The sequence below is a fragment of the Pirellulimonas nuda genome (assembly GCF_007750855.1).
Taxonomy (GTDB): domain Bacteria; phylum Planctomycetota; class Planctomycetia; order Pirellulales; family Lacipirellulaceae; genus Pirellulimonas; species Pirellulimonas nuda.
Genome location: NZ_CP036291.1, coordinates 6,564,199 through 6,580,800, shown reverse-complemented (window position 1 = coordinate 6,580,800; position 16,602 = coordinate 6,564,199). Strand labels below are relative to the sequence as shown.

The following is a 16,602-nucleotide window of genomic DNA, read 5'->3' as shown; positions in this document are numbered from 1 at the left end:
TCTTTGGAGAACTCGGTCTTAGGAGGGTCAGCGTGATGCCTGTAGACCGGAGGACTGCGGCCTGTCGCGCATGCGGCCCATGCCGGTAAGTGATAGTCTCGCCCTGGGTTGCGACCGATTCAATCTTCTGACAGGCTGATTTTCTTGAAGAGTGCCGACCAATCCGATGCGTCGGCGACGCCAACCGCCAGTTTCACTTCATCGAAGTCCGCGGGTGTCGGAACATCCCACACATGGAACTGTTCGCCCGGCTCCTGCTTGATCCGCGATTCGGTCCCGTCCTCGAAGATCAGGCGGTCGCCGATGGCCCAGTCCTCGCCATCGAAGTTGCTGTGGCCAAGAATCTCCCCGAGCACCTCCTCGCTGCGTACGTACTGCACGGCGCCGGACTTTGGGATCACGAGCGGCATGGCGGGATAACGCCTTGAGTTAAGCCGCGACTAAGGCGTCGGCTTGAATGGAAAGTTAGGCATCCCCGACGCGCTCATCGGGGCGTGGAAGACGAACGTGAGTAAGGTCCTGTCGGCGGGAAGCGCCAAACAGTTTGTAGTTGCTGCGCCCCTCAGAAAGGCTGATCTCATTGGGTCCTCCCAAGCTTTCCGCAGCATTGTGCTCGTCTTGCCCGTCATCCTGCCAGAAGCAAACGGGGCAGATCTCAAACGCCCCACGCTCGCGTAGTGTTCTATGTCCGCAACAGGGGCAGCACACCGAACTGCTTTGGATCATCACGCCTAACGCCTGCGTTCACTTGCCGGGCCAGCTGCACGGAACGTGATGTCCTGAAAAACCATAGTGCCGGCCCGGTCAAGTGCAACGCTTGGTTGGCGGGCGAGTCGGTCACAGTCCCTTCATTGTTCCCGAACACGCGCCGCACTCGCAGGAATGCGCCCACACTTCACCGCTAGCACTGCAGACGTCTTGTACAACGACGGCTGCTTTGCATACAGGGCAAGTGGCGGTCACATCCAATCCTGCGTGAAACTGATTGAAGGCAAGCATGGCGGCGTACACGCGGTCTCGCTTTTCCGATGGGAAGCTTGCCGAAAGACGTTGCGCTTCCTGCTTGCACTCCTCGTTTGTCACGGCGCACACGTTGCTAACTTGTTTATAGGATGAACAACGTAACATCCATAGGATGCAAGTTTGTCGGCCTAACGCGCGGGCGAGCGCTCCTCGTAAGTCGCAGTGTAGCCGCGAGTTGTGTCGATCTCAACCTTCACGCTGCGTGATAGGCTGTTTCCGCCTAGCTCGCATCGGTTTGTCGAGCGAGACCATCAGCGGGGCTTCGGACACCGCGAACGTGGTGAAACACGACTTGCGCGTGGTTGACGAGGGGCGGCTGGTTCGGCCGACCCGAGAGGGCCGGCCAACGTGGCGATATTGCCCGCGAACGCGCAAACGCAGCAACCAGCGAGCCGGGCCGTCCCCGGCCCCGTTGCGTCTGTGGGGTTGTTCTACTCCGCTGCGCCGGGGGCGGGGACGCCCCGGCTCACACGCAATGGTGATCTACCTTCTGCGGATCACCAGCGCCGACTGCAAGTCGCCCCCGATCGCGTCCCACAACAAGCTCAGCCGGCGGCTGGCGCTGCTGGTGCGACGCGCTTCCAGCGGCAAGCGGTTGTGGTCGGCCAGCACCCCACGCATCACGCCGGGGCGGGTCAGCGACGCCCCGCCGGCGGCCAGCGTCAGGCTCTCGCGCACCCCCAGCTCGCAATGCGTGGTGATGAACTCGGCCTGGTCGTCCCAGCCCAGCGGCGGCGCCTCGGTCCCCAGCGGCTCGATCGAACCGGTGCGGGTCCGCAGGGCCAGCGTCGGCCCGGCCGTGGCGCAGCTTACTTGCCACGCCTCGCTGTCGATGAGCGCCACCGACACGGCCGCCCCTTCGCCGCCGGGCGAGGCCTGCCACACCGTGCGGTTGGCGGCCGAGAGCAGCTCGGCCGCGGTGGCCGCGTGGTCCGCGTGGGCCCGCAACGCGATCCGCGCCGCGTGCGCCACCAGCCGTTGCAAGCCGGCCTGGGCGCCGGCGCCGTCGGCAACGCAGCCCGCTACGGCCAGCATCCGGCCGCCGGCCAGCATCTGCCAGTCGTAGAACGAACGGTCGGCGAGCGATTGGTCGGTGCGGCCGCAGAGGTCGAGCTCTTCTTCGGCAAGCGGGCGGTTGGGGAGCCAGATGGCGCCCGCGGTGGGGTCGCCCCCCACGCCGCGTTCTAGCTCTACCGCCAGCCGGCCGCCGACGATCTCGATCAGCTCTACCTGCTCGTCCGGGATAGCGCGGGGGGTGTTCCAGCTAATCCACAACGTGCCGTGGATGGTGGCGTCGGAGGCCACCGGCACGCACACCGCGGCCTGGCGGCCGTCGGCCATTACCCACTCACGCAGCATCGCGCGGTCCTCGAGCACCACGGCGCCGCCGGCCATCGCCGCGACGTCGGCCGCCGCCAGGGCCAGCGTCCGCTGCTGGAACCGCGGCGCCGACTTCGAGTGCCACTGGGCCAGGTCGAGCCGGCGGTTGGTGTGGTCCACCAGCCACAGCTCGGCCCGGTCGGCGTGGAACCCGTTGGCGGCGCCACGCATCACGGCGGCCAGGCGCGTCTCGGCGTGCGACGGGTCGTTGCGGCTGAGCGGGGTCGACAGCGCGTCTTCGCGCCGCACGGGGGGCGCCGGGTCGGCCGCTCGCAAACTGAACGGCAGCGTCGGCGGGTCGAAGGCGGTGGTGGTCAGATCCACGGCGGCACGCAGGGGTTAGTGGGGTTTCGCGGCGATCAGCGTGGCTTGAATGCGTTCGGCGGGAGCCATGCAGACCACGCTGGGTCCGCAGGCTTCCTAGGCCTCACAGATTGCTTCGTCCTCCAGGGCGCCTGAAGTGGCGTGAAAATGGGAAGATTGCACAGTTTGTTTCGCCGCTGGGCGGCGGTAGGCCGCGGCCGATATTTTCTTGGGCTTCGGTATCACGTTTGCGGTAGGTCCTCCCACGACCCCAGACCCAAGCCTCCCCAACGCTGCCATGTTGCCCCCCGCAGACAGAACGCTCCGCTACGCCGACCGCGGCCGGCCGCTGCACTCGGACGACCGCCCCCGCCGCTCGGGTAAGCCGCCGGCTGCGTGCGGGCCCGGCGCCGCCGGCGCCCGGATCGAGCTCAGCCGCCGGCCGTTGGCCGAGCCGGCGCCGCTGTTGTGCCGGGGCCTCGACCTGTAGCGGGTCGCGTCTCATCACGGCATCGCGAGAGACTTTTAGCCCCCCTCAACTCACTCGCCGCTCGGCGGCGGAGCGGCCGCGGGGAAGGCGACCCCCAGCGAGCCCCGCCCCAATTGCTCGTAGCAGGTCAGCAGCCGGAGGAACTCGGCGTCGATCGGCTCCACCTGCTCGGCCCGCAGCAGCACCACCGAGCCGGTCCACGGGTCGGGCGAGCTGGGCCGGTAGACCGTCACCCAGCCCTCTTCGCTGCGTTCCATCTCTAGCCCCAGCCAAGTGGCATCTTGCACGCGCACCAGCACGCTCTTGGGGAGCTCCTCGGGCCGGCCGCCACCCAGGTTGCCCGCCAGTTGCTGCTTGAAGATGGCGTACCGCGGGAACAGCAGGGTCAGGTTCTTCTCTACCCAGCTTGAGAACTGTTGACCGATGGAGCGCTGGGCAACCAGCCCCGCCGCGAAGCTCAACGCCACCACGATCGCCAGGGCCGCGACAACCGCGATCGCGTACGCCTGGGCCGACTTCAGCGGCGAGTACTCGTGGATCAACCCCGCGATCCAGATCACCAACGGCACGACCTGGCCCACCAGCACGCCGATCACAATCAGCGGCAGCAGAAAGATGACCCCGCCGATGGCGGTGGTCTTGGCGAAGTTCAGCAGGCGGTTCAGGCGTTTGTGCATGGCCCCCAGATCGTAACCCGCCACGCCAGCCAGGGGCGCCCTCGCTCACGCATCGGGCGCCGATTGGGGGCTAGACCTCGACTGGGCGCTTCTGCGGACGGTACGCTGCTCGGCATGAACAACGACCCGCAAGCAATGGCGCCCCCCTCCCAGCCCGCCCAACCGCGCTCGAGCGAGCACCACGCCGGCGGCCTGATCGCCATTATCTTGGCGATCGTGCTCGGCGTGCTGATGGGCGTCTTCTACGGGCGGGCGATGTGGCTCGCCGGCGGCGGGCCCACGCGGGCCGCCGCGCGGCTGGCCGCCACCATCGAGCAGAAGCAATCGCTGGCCGAAGCGGCCGAGCCCGCCGAGGCCCAGCGGCTGCTCGCCCAGGTGCCCATCATCCAGCAGAAGCTAGACGAAACCCAGAAGCTGGCCGACGCCAACCAGCCGGGTCGCGGCCTCCCCTACGCCGCGTGGACGCTCACCAGCTTCTGCGGCGACCTGTTCCTCCAGGCGCTCAAGCTGCTGGTCGTGCCGCTGGTGGTCTGCAGCATGATCTGCGGCATCACCTCGCTGGGAGACATCCGCAAGCTCGGCCGGCTCGGGGGCTGGACCGTCGTCTACTACACGATCACCACCGGCATCGCGGTGCTCATCGGCATCGTCCTGGTGCAGGTGATCCAGCCGGGCGTCGGCGCCGACGACACGTTCGCGTACGTCGACCCCTCGGCCCAGAGCAACCAGAACGCCTCGGCGCTCGACACCATGCTGGCGGTCGTACGCGGCCGACCGGGCGAGCCCGGCAGCGGCATGTTCCCCTCCAACCTGTTCCTGGCCGCCAGCGAGACCAACGTGCTGGCGCTCATCGTCTTCTCGTTGGTGTTCGGCGGCGCGCTGACCACGCTCGGCGAGCGCGGCGACACGGTCGCCAAGTTCTTCGACGGCGCCAACGAGGCGATCATGAAGATGGTGGGCCTGGTGATGTGGATCGCCCCGGTCGGCATCTTCGGGCTGGTGGCGTTCGAGATCGCCAAACAAGGGGGCGGCGCCGCGTTCCTCGAACAGCTCCAGGCGCTCAGCAAGTACGTCTTCACCGTGGTGCTGGGCCTGGCGCTCCACGGCCTGGTGCTGAGCGGCATCCTGGCGCTGCTGGCGCGCCGCAACCCGCTGCGGTACCTGCTGGGGGTGACCCGCGCGATGCTCACGGCGCTAACCACCAGCAGCTCCAGCGCCACGCTGCCGATCACCATGGAGTGCGTCGAAGAAAACAACGGCGTCTCCCGCCGCGCCGCGGGCTTCGTGCTGCCGCTGGGCGCCACGATCAACATGGACGGCACCGCGTTGTACGAGGCGGTGGCGGTGATCTTCATCGCCCAGAGCCTGGAAGTGCCGCTGGGCATGGGCCAACTGCTGGTGATCTTCCTCACCGCCACCCTGGCCGCCATCGGCGCAGCGGGCATCCCCTCGGCGGGGCTGGTGACGATGGTCATCGTGCTGACCGCGGTCGGTCTGCCCACCACCGGCATCGGCCTGATCCTAGCCATCGACTGGCTGCTCGACCGCCTACGGACCACGATCAACGTCTACGGCGACGCCGTGGGGGCGGCGGTGGTGGACGCGCAGGTGCTGCGGGGGGAAACCTAGGCGGAGCGCTGTCGCAGCGCGGTGGAAACAAGCAGAATACGTCCAGGTCCTAGATCGGCTCAGCAGTGTTGCGATTGGCGCAACGACTAGCGAGAATAGGGCAGGAAAACAGCGCGCAGCGCACGACCAGCAATCCGCGCGAGCCGACGAAAGTCCGCGCCGCACACGAGCTCGCAATAGAGGTACTCCACGTGCAGATCGAACTGAACAGCCAGTCCGAGAAACTCCTTTCGGAACTGCTCGCCTCAGGTCTCTACGATGGCATCGACGACGTGATTGCAGCCGCCGCGGGCCGGGCGCGGGACCAAGGATCGCCGTCTGCCCTAGCCCCCTTGGCGGAGCACGTCGAGGTAGACGCGTTGGCCGAGCAACAAGGCGTAGGCGTGGTGCTCGATTTCACCGATCTCAAAGCAGACATCGGGCCTCCGGGAGAGACGACATCAGATTTCCTCTCCTTCTTGCGAAACGGTCGGGAAGCTGACGCCCCGCGTTCCAATTGATGTCCGACGTTGTGGTTGATACCGACGTTCTCTCGGCCGGCTTTCGGTTCGACGCAATCTTTGCAGACTTCTACGGGCCCGCGATCCAAGGCAGCCGCGCGGTCGTCAGCTTTATGACCGTCGCCGAGCTAGAGTTTGGAATGCGCAATCGGAATTGGGGCGAACCGCGAATGTCTGCACTGCGGGCCTACGTCGCGCAGAACTACGTCGAGTACGGCGTGACCAGGCGGGTCTGCCGGTGCTGGGCCGACCTCGTTTGGGAGGCCAAGCGGCAAGGCCGCGTCTTGAAGACAGCCGACGCCTGGATCGCGGCGACCGCCGTCGCCCTGGGCGTGCCCCTAGTGACGCACAACGCCCGCGACTTTGGCTATCTTGGTTCGCTAATGGTCGTCACCGCGCCGAAGCCGTAGTGTACGGGGCCGGGCGCAAGCAAAGCCAGCAGCAACGAGCCGCCCACGTCGCGTCAACCACCCTACGCCAGCAGCGCTTGCAGATCCTCCGCCGATAGCCGCTTCAGCAGCGAGCTGTCTTCCGAGATGATCGCGTCGGCCAGCTCTTTCTTGTGCGTCTGCATCTCGATGATCTTCTCCTCCACCGTGTCCTGGGCGATCAGGCGGTAGGCGAACACCGGCTGCTCTTGGCCGATGCGGTGGGCGCGGTCGATCGCCTGCGCCTCGACCGCCGGGTTCCACCAGGGGTCGAGGATATACACGTACTCGGCCGCGGTCAGGTTCAGGCCGACGCCCCCCGCCTTGAGGCTGATGAGGAACGCTTGGCAGTTCTTGTCTGCTTGGAAACGTTCAACGCGGGCCTGGCGGTCGCGGGTCTTGCCGTCGAGGTACTCGTACACGACGCCCGCCTTGTCGAGCCGGTCGCGGACGATTCCCAGCATCGTGGTGAACTGCGAGAACACCAGCGCCTTGTGCCCCTCGCCCAGCACCTCGCCGAGCTGCTCCATCAGCAGGTCGAGCTTGGCTGAGGGCTTCTTCTTTTGCCTGGCGTCGATCAGCCCCGGGTGACAGGCCGCCTGGCGGAGCCGCAGCAGCGCCTCCAGCACGTGGATCTTCGATTTCGCGAGGCCCCTCTCGGCGATCCGGCTGGTGAGGCTCTGGCGGTAGTGGTCGCGGAGCTGGTTGTACTGCTTGCGCTGGGCGGGTGGGAGCTCGCAGTAGAGGTGCTGCTCGCTCTTCTTTGGCAGTTGCGGCAGCACCTGCGCCTTGGTGCGGCGCAGCAAGAAGGGCGCCAAGCCCTGGCGGAGGGCCTGGAACCGCTCGTTGTCCCCGGGCCCCGCGCCGCCGCTGGCCAGGCGGGTGAGCGTCTGGCTCTTGCCCAGCAGCCCCGGGTTGAGGAACTCGAAAATCGACCACAGCTCTCCCAGGTGGTTCTCTACCGGCGTGCCGGAAAGCGCCAGCCGGTGCCGGGCATTAATGAGCCGGCTCGCCTTGGCCGACTGCGACGCGGCGTTCTTGATCGCCTGCGCCTCGTCGAGCACCGCGTAGTCCCAGGCCGCGGCCCCGAGCTCCGCCGCGTCGCGCCGCAGGGTGCCATAGGTGGTGAGCACCACGTCGTGTTCGGCGAAGTCGCCGACGCGCGTCTTGCGGTCGAGCCCCGTGTAGTCGGCCACCCGCAGGTTGGGGGCGAACTTCTGGGCTTCCAGCCGCCAGTTGTAGACCAGGCTCTTGGGCGCCACCACCAGCGACGGGCGACGCTCTGCCTCCTTGGGCTGCCGGCGGTTGCGGTCGGCCAGCAGCGCCAGCACCTGGATCGTCTTGCCGAGGCCCATGTCGTCCGCCAGGCAGCCGCCGAAGCCGAACTTCTCCAAGAACTTTAGCCAGCCGAGCCCCTCGCGTTGGTAGTCGCGCAGCTCGCCGCGAAAAGCCCGCGGCGCGGCGGCCGGCTTCACGCCGGTGAACGACCGCAGCCGCTTGCGCCACGCAGAAAACTGCCGGTCGACCTTCACGTCGATCTCGGACTCGCGGGCCGAGAGCAGCGAGTCCAGCAGCAACGCTTGGCCCGTCTGGAACCGCACCGCGCCCCCCTCGCCCGGGGTCGAGAGCTCCGCCAGCGACGCGTAGCGGTCGAGCCACGCCTGGGGCAACAGTCCGCGGGTGCCGTCCCCCAGCTTGATGTAGCGCTCGCCGGCACGCACAGCAGCCAGCAGCTCGGGGAGCTCGACCGAGACGCCGTCGAAGTCGGCGGCGCCTTCCAGGTCGAACCAATCGACCCCCGACGAAACACTGACCGAGAGGTTCTCGCCGCGGCGCACCAGGGCGCCCTCGGCCTCCACCTGCCAGCCCTCGCCGATGAGCACTTCCACCACGCTTGACAGCAAGGCAGGCGGGAACTGCAAGTGGCCTCGGGGGGAATCGCCGTAACGCGACTCTTCTTTCGTTCTTAGCCCCAGGTCAAACAGCCGGTTGTAGAGCGCCGCTTCGGCCCGGCGGTCGCGCGTCGCCATGCGGGCGCCCCCCTCCAGGGGCCACGCCGCGTCGCTGCCGTGCGGGGTGCATTCGTGGTCGCCGTAGCGGTAGGCGACGCTGGCGTACAGCGTGTTGCCGCTCCGCCTTCCGGGCGCCGGCGGGTGGACCTCCAGCCTGCCGACCGGCGTGGCCGTTTCGCAGGGGATCTTCAATGACTCGTCGCCGATCACGTCGGGCGCGTGCCCGGCACGCCACAGCTCCTTCAGCAACGCTTCCCGCTCGCTGTGCGGGACGACGAGCGCGTCATTGGCCCGCAGCAACTCGACCCAACGGTAGTCGGCGGGCGTTTCGAACGGCCCCAGCTTGTCGTCGATTAGCACCAGCCCCGTCTCGTAGCAGCGGACGGCCTCGGCGACCGGGCGCACCTGGTCGCCGCGCACCAGCTCGCCGGTGAGCCTCCACTGTTTGCCTCGATCGGCCGCCGTGGCGTTTAGGCGGAACCGCCAGGGGTCGCCCCCGTCCCAAGCCAGCGGATGCGCGTCCTCGATATACTGATCCAAGCTGAGCACCCACATCAGCCGCCCGGTCGCGGCAAGGGCGGGCAGGACGGTCGCGAACAGCGGCGCCGCCACCTCTACCCGGGTAGAGACCGATGCGTTGTAGCCCCCGCCGTAACCCATCCACCCGGGCCTGGGCGTCTCCGTCCGGTTGCCGATCAACAGCGTAAGCGCATCGCGGTCCTTGCTGTCGCCCACACTCCCAACCGACCGGTGGTCGACCGACAACGCCTTGCAAACGCCCCACGCGCCATCCTTCTTGCGTAGCTGTTGCCCCAGGGTAATCACGGGTTGGGCGCCGTCGTCGGTCGCCTCCAGCAGGTAGATCACGCGCCGGTCGGCGCGGCTGGGCGCTGCGGGCGCGGCCTCCCGCTTCAAGAAATGAGCGTGGCGTTCGAGCTGCTTCTGCCAAGAGGGCGGCTTGGAGGCGCCGGCGCTCGGCGTGGCGGCGCCTCCCCTCGCGCGACCGTTGGTGGACGAAGCGGGCGGCGCCTCCGTGCCGGAGAACAGCCCCCACTCCTGGGCCATCCGCGCCGCGGCCCACAGGTGCTTGCAGAAGTTTCCGTCTTCGAAGTGGGGGCAGGTGCAGTCGAGGTCGAACTCGGTCGGGCTGACCCGATCGAGGCTCACCAGGTAGTGCCAGCCCCCCGATCCATCGACCTCCATTTCAACCGCTTCGCCGTCGTGCTCGACCAGATGAACCGCGCCCGACCTGGCGTAGTCTTCACCGCGATTTCGCACCGCCGAGTCGAAATAGGGACGGAGCGTCTCGAGGATAGTCATGGCGGCTTCCTGCCCGTGGGCGCTAGGTTGTCATGTGCGTCACTCGCCAAGATAGGCGCCCGGCGGCCGCCAGGAAAGCGCTAGCGAGCGGAGTCGTCTCCTAACGGGGCTCGACGGCCAAACCGGCGAACCGAGACGGCGCAGCACAACAGCGCGGCCAGCATCGCCGCCCCCGCTGAGGGTTCGGGGACGCCGACCGCGCCGACGCCCGTTTGCGAGAGCACTTCCGCTGCGCCGAAGTTCACACGCCAGGCGTCGTAGTCCGCCGCCGTGACGGCGCCGTCGCGGTCGCTGTCGGCCGCTAGCGACGCGCCGGTCTGGCCGAGCGCGTCGCGCCACACGCTGTAGTCGGCCGCGTCGACGCGGCCGTCGGCGTTGTTGTCTCCCTTCAGCCCGTACACGAAGCGGGCGCCGGCGATGTCGTCGGGGTCGAGCCCGCGGTTGAGCGCGGTGCAGCAGTAGGGGGCCGAGGGGTTCAGATAGTCGCCCACGTACATCACGCGGCGGTCGGGGTCGGCGCCGTCCCACGGCGGGTGATCGAGCCCGATCGCGGCGTGCCCAACCTCGTGCAGGAACAGCCCTTCGAGGTCGTCGCCGAAGTTGTAGAAATCGACGGGGGTCACGTCCTCGACGCCCGGCGCAATCTGAAACGGCGTCTGCTGCCCGCCGAACTTGTTGCCGTTGAGGTTGAAGAAGATGTCGCCCGACTCCGGGAAGTCGAGCTCTGGATTGACGATGAACCCCGGCGGGCCGAAGCCCACCGCGCCGGTCCCCTCGAAGAAGTGCCCCGCCAGCGGCGCGAATGCGCTGATGCGGATGTTGGGGGTCACCGACCCCGCGGCCGCGATCGGCGTCCCCGGGTCGGCCACCTCAACAAAATTGATGTCGGCGACCGCCGACCACGTGTCAAACGCCCGCCGGATGGCCGCGTCGAAGGCGCCCGCGCCGTGGTTTGTATCGATCAAAGAACGCAACTGCGAGAGGTTGCTCCCCCCCACGGCGCCCACGTCGTCGGGCGAGCCGAACGGGTCGATGCGGAAGCCGGGGTCGATCGTCGTGCCGTCGGGCACGAAGCCCCAGGTGACCACCGCACCGGTGCCGGCGGTGGTGTCCCCCCACTTCGACGCCACGCCCCCGCCGATATGCACAAACGCCAGGGCCGGGTGGCACGCCAGCAGCCCGGCCAGCGCCGCCGCGGCGGCGCCCCAGCGACCGAGCCTGTTGCCGCGCACGGTTGAGCAGCACATCGCGCACTCCTTGGGAAGAACCAGAAGAGCCTGTGGATTGTTGTGACTCGGGGGGGCGTGGGAAGCAATAGCTGGGGCGGCGAGGGAATTTCGAGAAGCGTGGTTCTGTCTGCCGGCAAGGCTTGTTTTTGGCCGAAGGGGTGGAAAGACTAGCCTAGGGACCGGCCGGACCTGTAGGGCGAACCAGACATGCAGATCACCATTTCAGACGACACCTACCAGCGGCTGGTCACGCACCTTGAGCGACTAGGCTTGCCGGTTGGCGACGTGGGCGTCCTAGCAGATCAGAAACTGCGCGAGGCGGTATCCGCAGAGCCCGCCCCCATCGAAGGCCAGCCCAGCGGCGCGCTGGTGGAAGCGTTCGCGAGATTCCGCGGCACGATGAAAGAGACGACGGTAGAGCAGTTGGCGGCCGACCGACACGCAGGGCTGCTGTAATGGCGTTGGTGATCGATGCGTCGGCCATTGCGCCGCTCACTCTGGGGGACGAAGACGCCCGATACGCCAACAGGGTGCTGTCCCAGGTCGAGCAAGAGGGCTTCGCCTGGGTCCCGCGGCTCTTCTTCGAGGAGCTGGGTAACGTGCTTGTAGTTAACGAGCGACGTGGGAGGATCGACCCTGCCACAAGCGACGTGTTTCTCGCCATGGTCCGCCAGCGGCTCTCCCTGCGGACCTTCGAGATCTCGGATATGGCTGCCCCCGTAAGACTCGCCCGAGAGTTCGGCCTCTCGGTCTACGACGCGGTCTATTTGTCGTGCGCGATCAGCACACACTCGCGGTTGGCGACGCAAGACAAGTCGCTCGCGACAGCGGCCCTCGCCAGTGGAGTCGGCTTGCTTCCCTTTGAGGAGTGAGCGCGGCGCGTCTCTACTTCTTCTGGCTGTTTTTTCTTGTCGCAATTAGCCGCCGGCGCCGCGACAATGCGGGGTTGCTGTCGCCGAAGCGTGCGCCGCGGGCCTCTGGTCCGGCCGCTGGGGGTGCGCGGTCGGCGGGGCCCGTTGGAAAGGTGCGCCTTTTTTGTCCCGGAGGTGTCCGATCGATGGGGGTTTTGTCCGGTCTGGCGGGTCGGCGGTCGTCGTTGGCGCCGGCGCGGAGCGTGGCCCCGGGGCAAACACGCGAGAAACAGCGGGGCCCGTCGAGCGGCGGGGAGGGTTTTGTCCGATTTTTGAGTGCTGGGCGGGGGGACAAAAGGGACACAAGTCGCCCCGCGCCGCCGGTGGACGCGCGGGGTCTGGTTTTTCTTCGCGGGTAGTTTTGCCATCCGCGAGCGACCTGCGATAGAATGCCCTCCGCGCAAGGGGGCAGACCGGCCCCCTGCACCGAAGCGGCGCGACGCACTCCTAACAGGAACTCATCATGAAGCAAGAATCTCCCAAGCACACCACCACCGACGCGGGCATCCCGGTCGCCAGCGACGAGCACTCGCTTACCATCGGTCCCGACGGCCCCATCCTGCTGCAGGACCACTACCTGATCGAGCAGATGGCCAACTTCAACCGGGAGAAGATCCCGGAGCGCCAGCCGCACGCCAAGGGCTCCGGCGCGTTCGGGCGCTTCGAGGTCACCCACGACATGAGCGCCTACACCAAGGCGGCCGTGTTCCAGCCGGGGACCAAAACCGACACGCTGATCCGCTTCTCTACCGTGGCGGGGGAGCTGGGGAGCCCCGACACGTGGCGCGACCCGCGCGGCTTTGCGCTGAAGTTCTATACCTCTGAGGGGAACTACGACATGGTGGGGAACAACACCCCCGTGTTCTTCCTCCGCGACCCGATGAAGTTCCAGCACTTCATCCGCTCGCAGAAACGCCGCGCCGATAGCGGCCTGCGCGACAACGACATGCAGTGGGACTTCTGGACCCTTTCGCCCGAGTCGGCCCACCAGGTGACCTGGCTGATGGGGGACCGCGGCATCCCCAAGAACTGGCGCCACATGAACGGCTACTCCAGCCACACCTACATGTGGGTGAACAAGAAGGGGGACCGCTTCTGGGTGAAGTACCACTTCAAGACCGACCAGGGGGTCGACTTCCTCACCCAGGACGAGGCGGACCGCATCGCCGGCGAGGACGGCGACTACCACCGCCGCGACCTGTTCGAGGCCATCAAGCGCGGCGAGCACCCGAGCTGGACGCTGCACATGCAGATCATGCCGTATGAGGAGGCCAAGACCTACCGCTTCAACCCGTTCGACCTGACCAAGGTGTGGCCGCACGCGGACTACCCGCTGCAAGAGGTGGGCAAGCTGACGCTCGACCGCAACCCGACCGACCACCACACCGAGATCGAGCAGGCGGCGTTCGAGCCGAACAACCTGGTGCCGGGCATCGGCGCCAGCCCCGACAAGATGCTGCTCGGGAGGTTGTTCGCGTACGCCGACGCGCACCGCCACCGGCTGGGGGTGAACTACAAGCAGATCCCGGTAAACCGCCCGCAGTGCCCGGTGCACAGCTACAGCAAGGACGGGCCGATGCGGGTGGATAACGTCTCCGACCCGGTCTACGCCCCCAACAGCAAGGGGGGCCCGCAGGCGGACCCCGAGCGCTACCCGGAGTCGGCCGTGTGGAGCGCCGACGGCGACATGGTCCGCGCCGCCTACACGCTGCGTAAGGACGACGACGACTTCGGCCAGCCCGGCACGCTGGTCCGCGAGGTGATGGACGACGCGGCCCGCGACCGGCTGGTGGCGAACGTCTCGGGGCACCTCAAGGGGGGCGTCTCCGAGCCCGTGTTGCAGCGTGCGTTTGAGTACTGGCGGAATGTAGACAAGGGGATCGGCGACCGGATCGCCAAAGCGGTCAGCGGCTAACGTAGCCCGCCCCCTGGACCAGCGGACGGATGCAATCGAGCCGCGCACGCCAGTAAGCGGAGTGCTGCGCACCCCGGCATCGTTCCGCCTGCATTGGGCGGCTGGCTTGTTCTCGAAGCTGCGCTTTCTGGCGCACGCGGTTCGGGAATTGCATGCGACTCCTCGGAGAGGCTGCTTTCAACCCGCCAAGACTCAAAAGTAGGGACGGTGCGATGTCGATCAAGCGCAAGGGCTCGGCCGAGTGGTCGGGGGGGATCAAGGATGGCCGGGGGCTAATATCGACCGAGAGCGGCGCCCTGGCCAGCTACCCGTACGGCTTTGCGAGCCGCTTCGAGGGGCAGCGCGGCACCAACCCGGAGGAGCTGATCGCGGCCGCCCACGCCGGATGCTTCACGATGGCGTTGTCGTTGATCCTGGGCGAGGCGGGGCTGACCGCGGTGAAGATGGAGACGAGCGCGGTGGTCGCGTTGGACAAGGTGGATGAGGGCTACGCGATTTCGTCGGTCCACCTGAAACTTAACGCCACGATCCCGGGCGCGGACGACGCCAAGTTCCAGGAGCTGGCCGCCAAAGCCAAGGCGGGTTGCCCGGTTTCGAAGCTGCTCAAGGCGGAGGTGACGTTGGAGGCGACCCTGAATGCGTGAGCCTAGAGGCGCCGCGTTGTGAAGGGCCGAGCCTCGGGCCGGCCTGTGCTTGCCGCCGCCAGCACGGCAGCGTATGGATCGCCATGAGCGCGCGTCGTCCACTGCCGCGGCGGCGGCAGGGTGGTCCGTCGCGGGTTTGCTGTGGTGCTGCGCCTGGCACGCGAGATGCTACATCTTGAGGCTGCTTTGTCCACGCGCCTCGTCAACCAGGAACCATCGCCATGAAACTCGACTCGCTTGAAAAACTCTACGTCCATGAGCTGAAAGACCTGTACAGCGCCGAGACGCAACTGCTGGAGGCGCTGCCGAAGATGGAGGCCGCCGCCACGGACAAGGGGCTCAAGCAGGCGTTCAGCGACCACCTGAAAGAGACCCGTGGGCATGTTGCCCGGTTGGAGTCGCTGTTCAAGAAGCTGGACTTCGCCCCCGGTGGGCACCGCTGCGCCGGGATGGAAGGGCTGATCAAGGAGGGCGCCGAGCTGCTCAAGGCAGACGCTCCTGCGAAGGTGCTCGACGCGGCCCTGATTAGCGCCGCCCAGCGCGTTGAGCACTACGAGATGGCCGGCTACGGGGCCGCCCGTGCCTACGCAGACAAGCTTGGCCACCACGACGCGGCGGACGAGCTGCAGAAGACGCTCGACGAGGAGGGGCACGCCGACCGAGCGTTGTCGCGTTTGGCGGAGCGGAGCATCAACGCCTTGGCCATGCTTGCGTAGTTACTCAGTTCACGGAGCAGCGATGGCGGGCGTCCGGCGGGTTAATTCCCGCTACGCCCGCCCGATCGCCAGGACGGCTGCGGGAAATCGCGTTTCCAGGTGTTGTACATCGCCGTTAGCCGAGCGACGTCGTCGGGGCGGGCGCCCGCCAGGTCTTGCGACTCCTGGGGATCGATTGAGATATCGAAGAGCTCCGGAGCGCCGCCTCGGGAGTTGGCGTTTCGCAGGCGCGGCGCGTTGCAAGAGACGAGCTTGAGGCTGCCGTCGCGGACCGCCCAGTTGTTTCCGTTTTTCCAGTAGAGCGTTGGGTGGGGGGCGTGTTCTGCTTTGCCTGTCAGGAAGGGGAGCAGGTCTACGCCGTCCAGCGGCTTGCCGGGCGTCGGGGTGATCCCCGCGGCCGCCACTGCCGTCGGAAAAATGTCGAGCGAGATCACGGGCTCGTCAACTATCTTTCCCTTGGGCAACACGCCGGGCCACTGCATCGCGAACGGGACGCGGACGCCCCCTTCCCAGGTGCTGCCCTTGAAGCCTCGCAGCGGGGTGTTGTCATGTCCGTTCACCCCGCCGTTGTCGTTCAGGAATACCACCAGCGTGTTGTCGGTGAGCGACTTGGCGTGCAGCTCGTCTAGCACGACCCCGACGGCGCGATCGAGCGCGATGGTCATCGCCCGATGCTTCTTGTTGCCGCCGCCCGATTGCACCGCCGCCAGGTCGGACTCGGTGGCCTGATCGGGTCCGTGCGTCGCGTTGAACGCCAGGTACATGAAGAACGGCTTGTCCCCGCTGGCCGCGATGTACTCGGCGGCACGGCGGCCCAGTTCGTCCGTCATGTAGTCGAACTTCTCCGCCACCGGCGTCCGGTCGCGGAGAAGCTGGTTCAGACGGGTTGGCTTGGGCGATGGGAAGTAGCTGCGAGACCCCTGCAAGAAGCCGTAGTAGTCGCTGAACCCACGAGAAAGCGGGTGGAACTGGGGCGCGTAGCCCAGGTGCCACTTGCCCAGCGCGATGGTTCGGTACCCGCCGGCGCTAAGCACTTCCGCGACGGTTGTCTCTTCCAGCGAGAGCCCGTTCACCTCGCTGTAGGCGGGCGGGATGTTGAACTCGTGCCCAAAGCGGTTCTGGTAGCGGCCCGTCATCAGGCCGGCCCGTGTGGGGCTGCAGACGGCCCCGCTGGTGTAGCCCTGCGAGAAGCGGACTCCGTTGGCGGCGATCGAATCGATCCGTGGCGTCGGAAAGAGCGCCGCGCCCTGCATGGAGAACTCGTTGTAGCCCGCGTCGTCGGAGACGATCACGACGATGTTGGGCGGTGCGGCCGCCAGCGCGTGCGAGGTGGCGAGCAGCAGTTGGGCTAGGACAACCATGGCCGCGACACGCCGGCAGGATGACGCAATCATTGGGCATCACGATGGTGAGAGAAGCGAGGCG

The 16,602-nt window shown here is 67.2% G+C and carries 16 protein-coding genes; 9 read left to right on the top strand and 7 right to left on the bottom strand.

What is annotated here, in order from left to right:
- Positions 1-119 precede the first annotated feature (119 nt).
- The 3 genes from Pla175_RS25570 to Pla175_RS25560 all read right to left on the bottom strand — a co-directional run bounded on the left by Pla175_RS25570 (position 120) and on the right by Pla175_RS25560 (position 2,727).
- On the bottom strand, positions 120-410 hold the full coding sequence (locus Pla175_RS25570) for a hypothetical protein (protein ID WP_145291907.1): 291 nt from the start codon (positions 408-410) through the stop codon (positions 120-122).
- Between the two features lie 55 nt (positions 411-465).
- Positions 466-726 carry a CPCC family cysteine-rich protein gene (locus tag Pla175_RS27250; RefSeq protein ID WP_145292348.1) on the bottom strand — a complete coding sequence of 87 codons (261 nt, stop codon included), beginning with the start codon at positions 724-726 and terminating at the stop codon, positions 466-468.
- 780 nt (positions 727-1,506) lie between these two features.
- Positions 1,507-2,727 carry a SpoIIE family protein phosphatase gene (locus Pla175_RS25560; protein WP_145291906.1) on the bottom strand — a complete coding sequence of 407 codons (1,221 nt, stop codon included), beginning with the start codon at positions 2,725-2,727 and terminating at the stop codon, positions 1,507-1,509.
- 277 nt (positions 2,728-3,004) lie between these two features.
- On the opposite strand from Pla175_RS25560, the gene Pla175_RS25555 reads away from it, so the two are divergent.
- The gene (locus Pla175_RS25555; protein ID WP_145291905.1) at positions 3,005-3,196 is read left to right on the top strand and encodes a hypothetical protein; all 192 of its coding nucleotides are present in this window, start codon (positions 3,005-3,007) and stop codon (positions 3,194-3,196) included.
- A 50-nt stretch (positions 3,197-3,246) separates the two neighbouring features.
- Here the strand turns inward: Pla175_RS25555 and Pla175_RS25550 are convergent, their stop codons facing one another.
- Positions 3,247-3,873, bottom strand: a complete 627-nt coding sequence (locus tag Pla175_RS25550) for a DUF502 domain-containing protein (RefSeq protein WP_145291904.1) — start codon at positions 3,871-3,873, stop codon at positions 3,247-3,249.
- A gap of 135 nt (positions 3,874-4,008) precedes the next feature.
- On the opposite strand from Pla175_RS25550, the gene Pla175_RS25545 reads away from it, so the two are divergent.
- The 3 genes from Pla175_RS25545 to Pla175_RS25535 all read left to right on the top strand — a co-directional run bounded on the left by Pla175_RS25545 (position 4,009) and on the right by Pla175_RS25535 (position 6,412).
- Positions 4,009-5,502: a dicarboxylate/amino acid:cation symporter gene (locus tag Pla175_RS25545; RefSeq protein ID WP_145292346.1), complete on the top strand. Its 1,494-nt coding sequence runs from the start codon at positions 4,009-4,011 to the stop codon at positions 5,500-5,502.
- Positions 5,503-5,576: 74 nt separating this feature from the next.
- Entirely contained in the window at positions 5,577-6,002 is a 426-nt protein-coding gene (locus tag Pla175_RS25540) for a hypothetical protein (protein WP_145291903.1), read from the top strand.
- Entirely contained in the window at positions 6,002-6,412 is a 411-nt protein-coding gene (locus Pla175_RS25535; protein WP_145291902.1) for a PIN domain-containing protein, read from the top strand. The genes Pla175_RS25540 and Pla175_RS25535 overlap by 1 nt, the downstream gene beginning before the upstream one ends.
- Before the next feature lie 62 nt (positions 6,413-6,474).
- Here the strand turns inward: Pla175_RS25535 and Pla175_RS25530 are convergent, their stop codons facing one another.
- Positions 6,475-9,762, bottom strand: coding sequence for a DEAD/DEAH box helicase (locus Pla175_RS25530; protein ID WP_145291901.1), 3,288 nt, complete (start codon positions 9,760-9,762; stop codon positions 6,475-6,477).
- Between the two features lie 80 nt (positions 9,763-9,842).
- The gene (locus tag Pla175_RS25525) at positions 9,843-11,009 is read right to left on the bottom strand and encodes a hypothetical protein (RefSeq protein WP_145291900.1); all 1,167 of its coding nucleotides are present in this window, start codon (positions 11,007-11,009) and stop codon (positions 9,843-9,845) included.
- Positions 11,010-11,198: 189 nt separating this feature from the next.
- Here Pla175_RS25525 and Pla175_RS25520 point away from each other — a divergent pair, with 189 nt between their 5' ends.
- The 5 genes from Pla175_RS25520 to Pla175_RS25500 all read left to right on the top strand — a co-directional run bounded on the left by Pla175_RS25520 (position 11,199) and on the right by Pla175_RS25500 (position 15,177).
- Positions 11,199-11,447 carry a hypothetical protein gene (locus Pla175_RS25520; RefSeq protein ID WP_145291899.1) on the top strand — a complete coding sequence of 83 codons (249 nt, stop codon included), beginning with the start codon at positions 11,199-11,201 and terminating at the stop codon, positions 11,445-11,447.
- Positions 11,447-11,863 (top strand): type II toxin-antitoxin system VapC family toxin, encoded by a 417-nt coding sequence (locus Pla175_RS25515; protein ID WP_145291898.1) that lies wholly within the window; start codon positions 11,447-11,449, stop codon positions 11,861-11,863. The genes Pla175_RS25520 and Pla175_RS25515 overlap by 1 nt, the downstream gene beginning before the upstream one ends.
- 502 nt (positions 11,864-12,365) lie before the next feature.
- Positions 12,366-13,817, top strand: coding sequence for a catalase (locus tag Pla175_RS25510; protein ID WP_145291897.1), 1,452 nt, complete (start codon positions 12,366-12,368; stop codon positions 13,815-13,817).
- Between the two features lie 212 nt (positions 13,818-14,029).
- Positions 14,030-14,461 (top strand): OsmC family protein, encoded by a 432-nt coding sequence (locus Pla175_RS25505; RefSeq protein ID WP_145291896.1) that lies wholly within the window; start codon positions 14,030-14,032, stop codon positions 14,459-14,461.
- A 221-nt stretch (positions 14,462-14,682) separates the two neighbouring features.
- A complete protein-coding gene (locus tag Pla175_RS25500; protein WP_145291895.1) occupies positions 14,683-15,177 on the top strand; it encodes a YciE/YciF ferroxidase family protein in 495 nt (164 codons plus the stop codon).
- A gap of 41 nt (positions 15,178-15,218) precedes the next feature.
- Here Pla175_RS25500 and Pla175_RS25495 read toward each other — a convergent pair whose 3' ends face one another.
- Positions 15,219-16,538 carry a sulfatase-like hydrolase/transferase gene (locus tag Pla175_RS25495; protein ID WP_197527156.1) on the bottom strand — a complete coding sequence of 440 codons (1,320 nt, stop codon included), beginning with the start codon at positions 16,536-16,538 and terminating at the stop codon, positions 15,219-15,221.
- Positions 16,539-16,602: the final 64 nt, after the last annotated feature.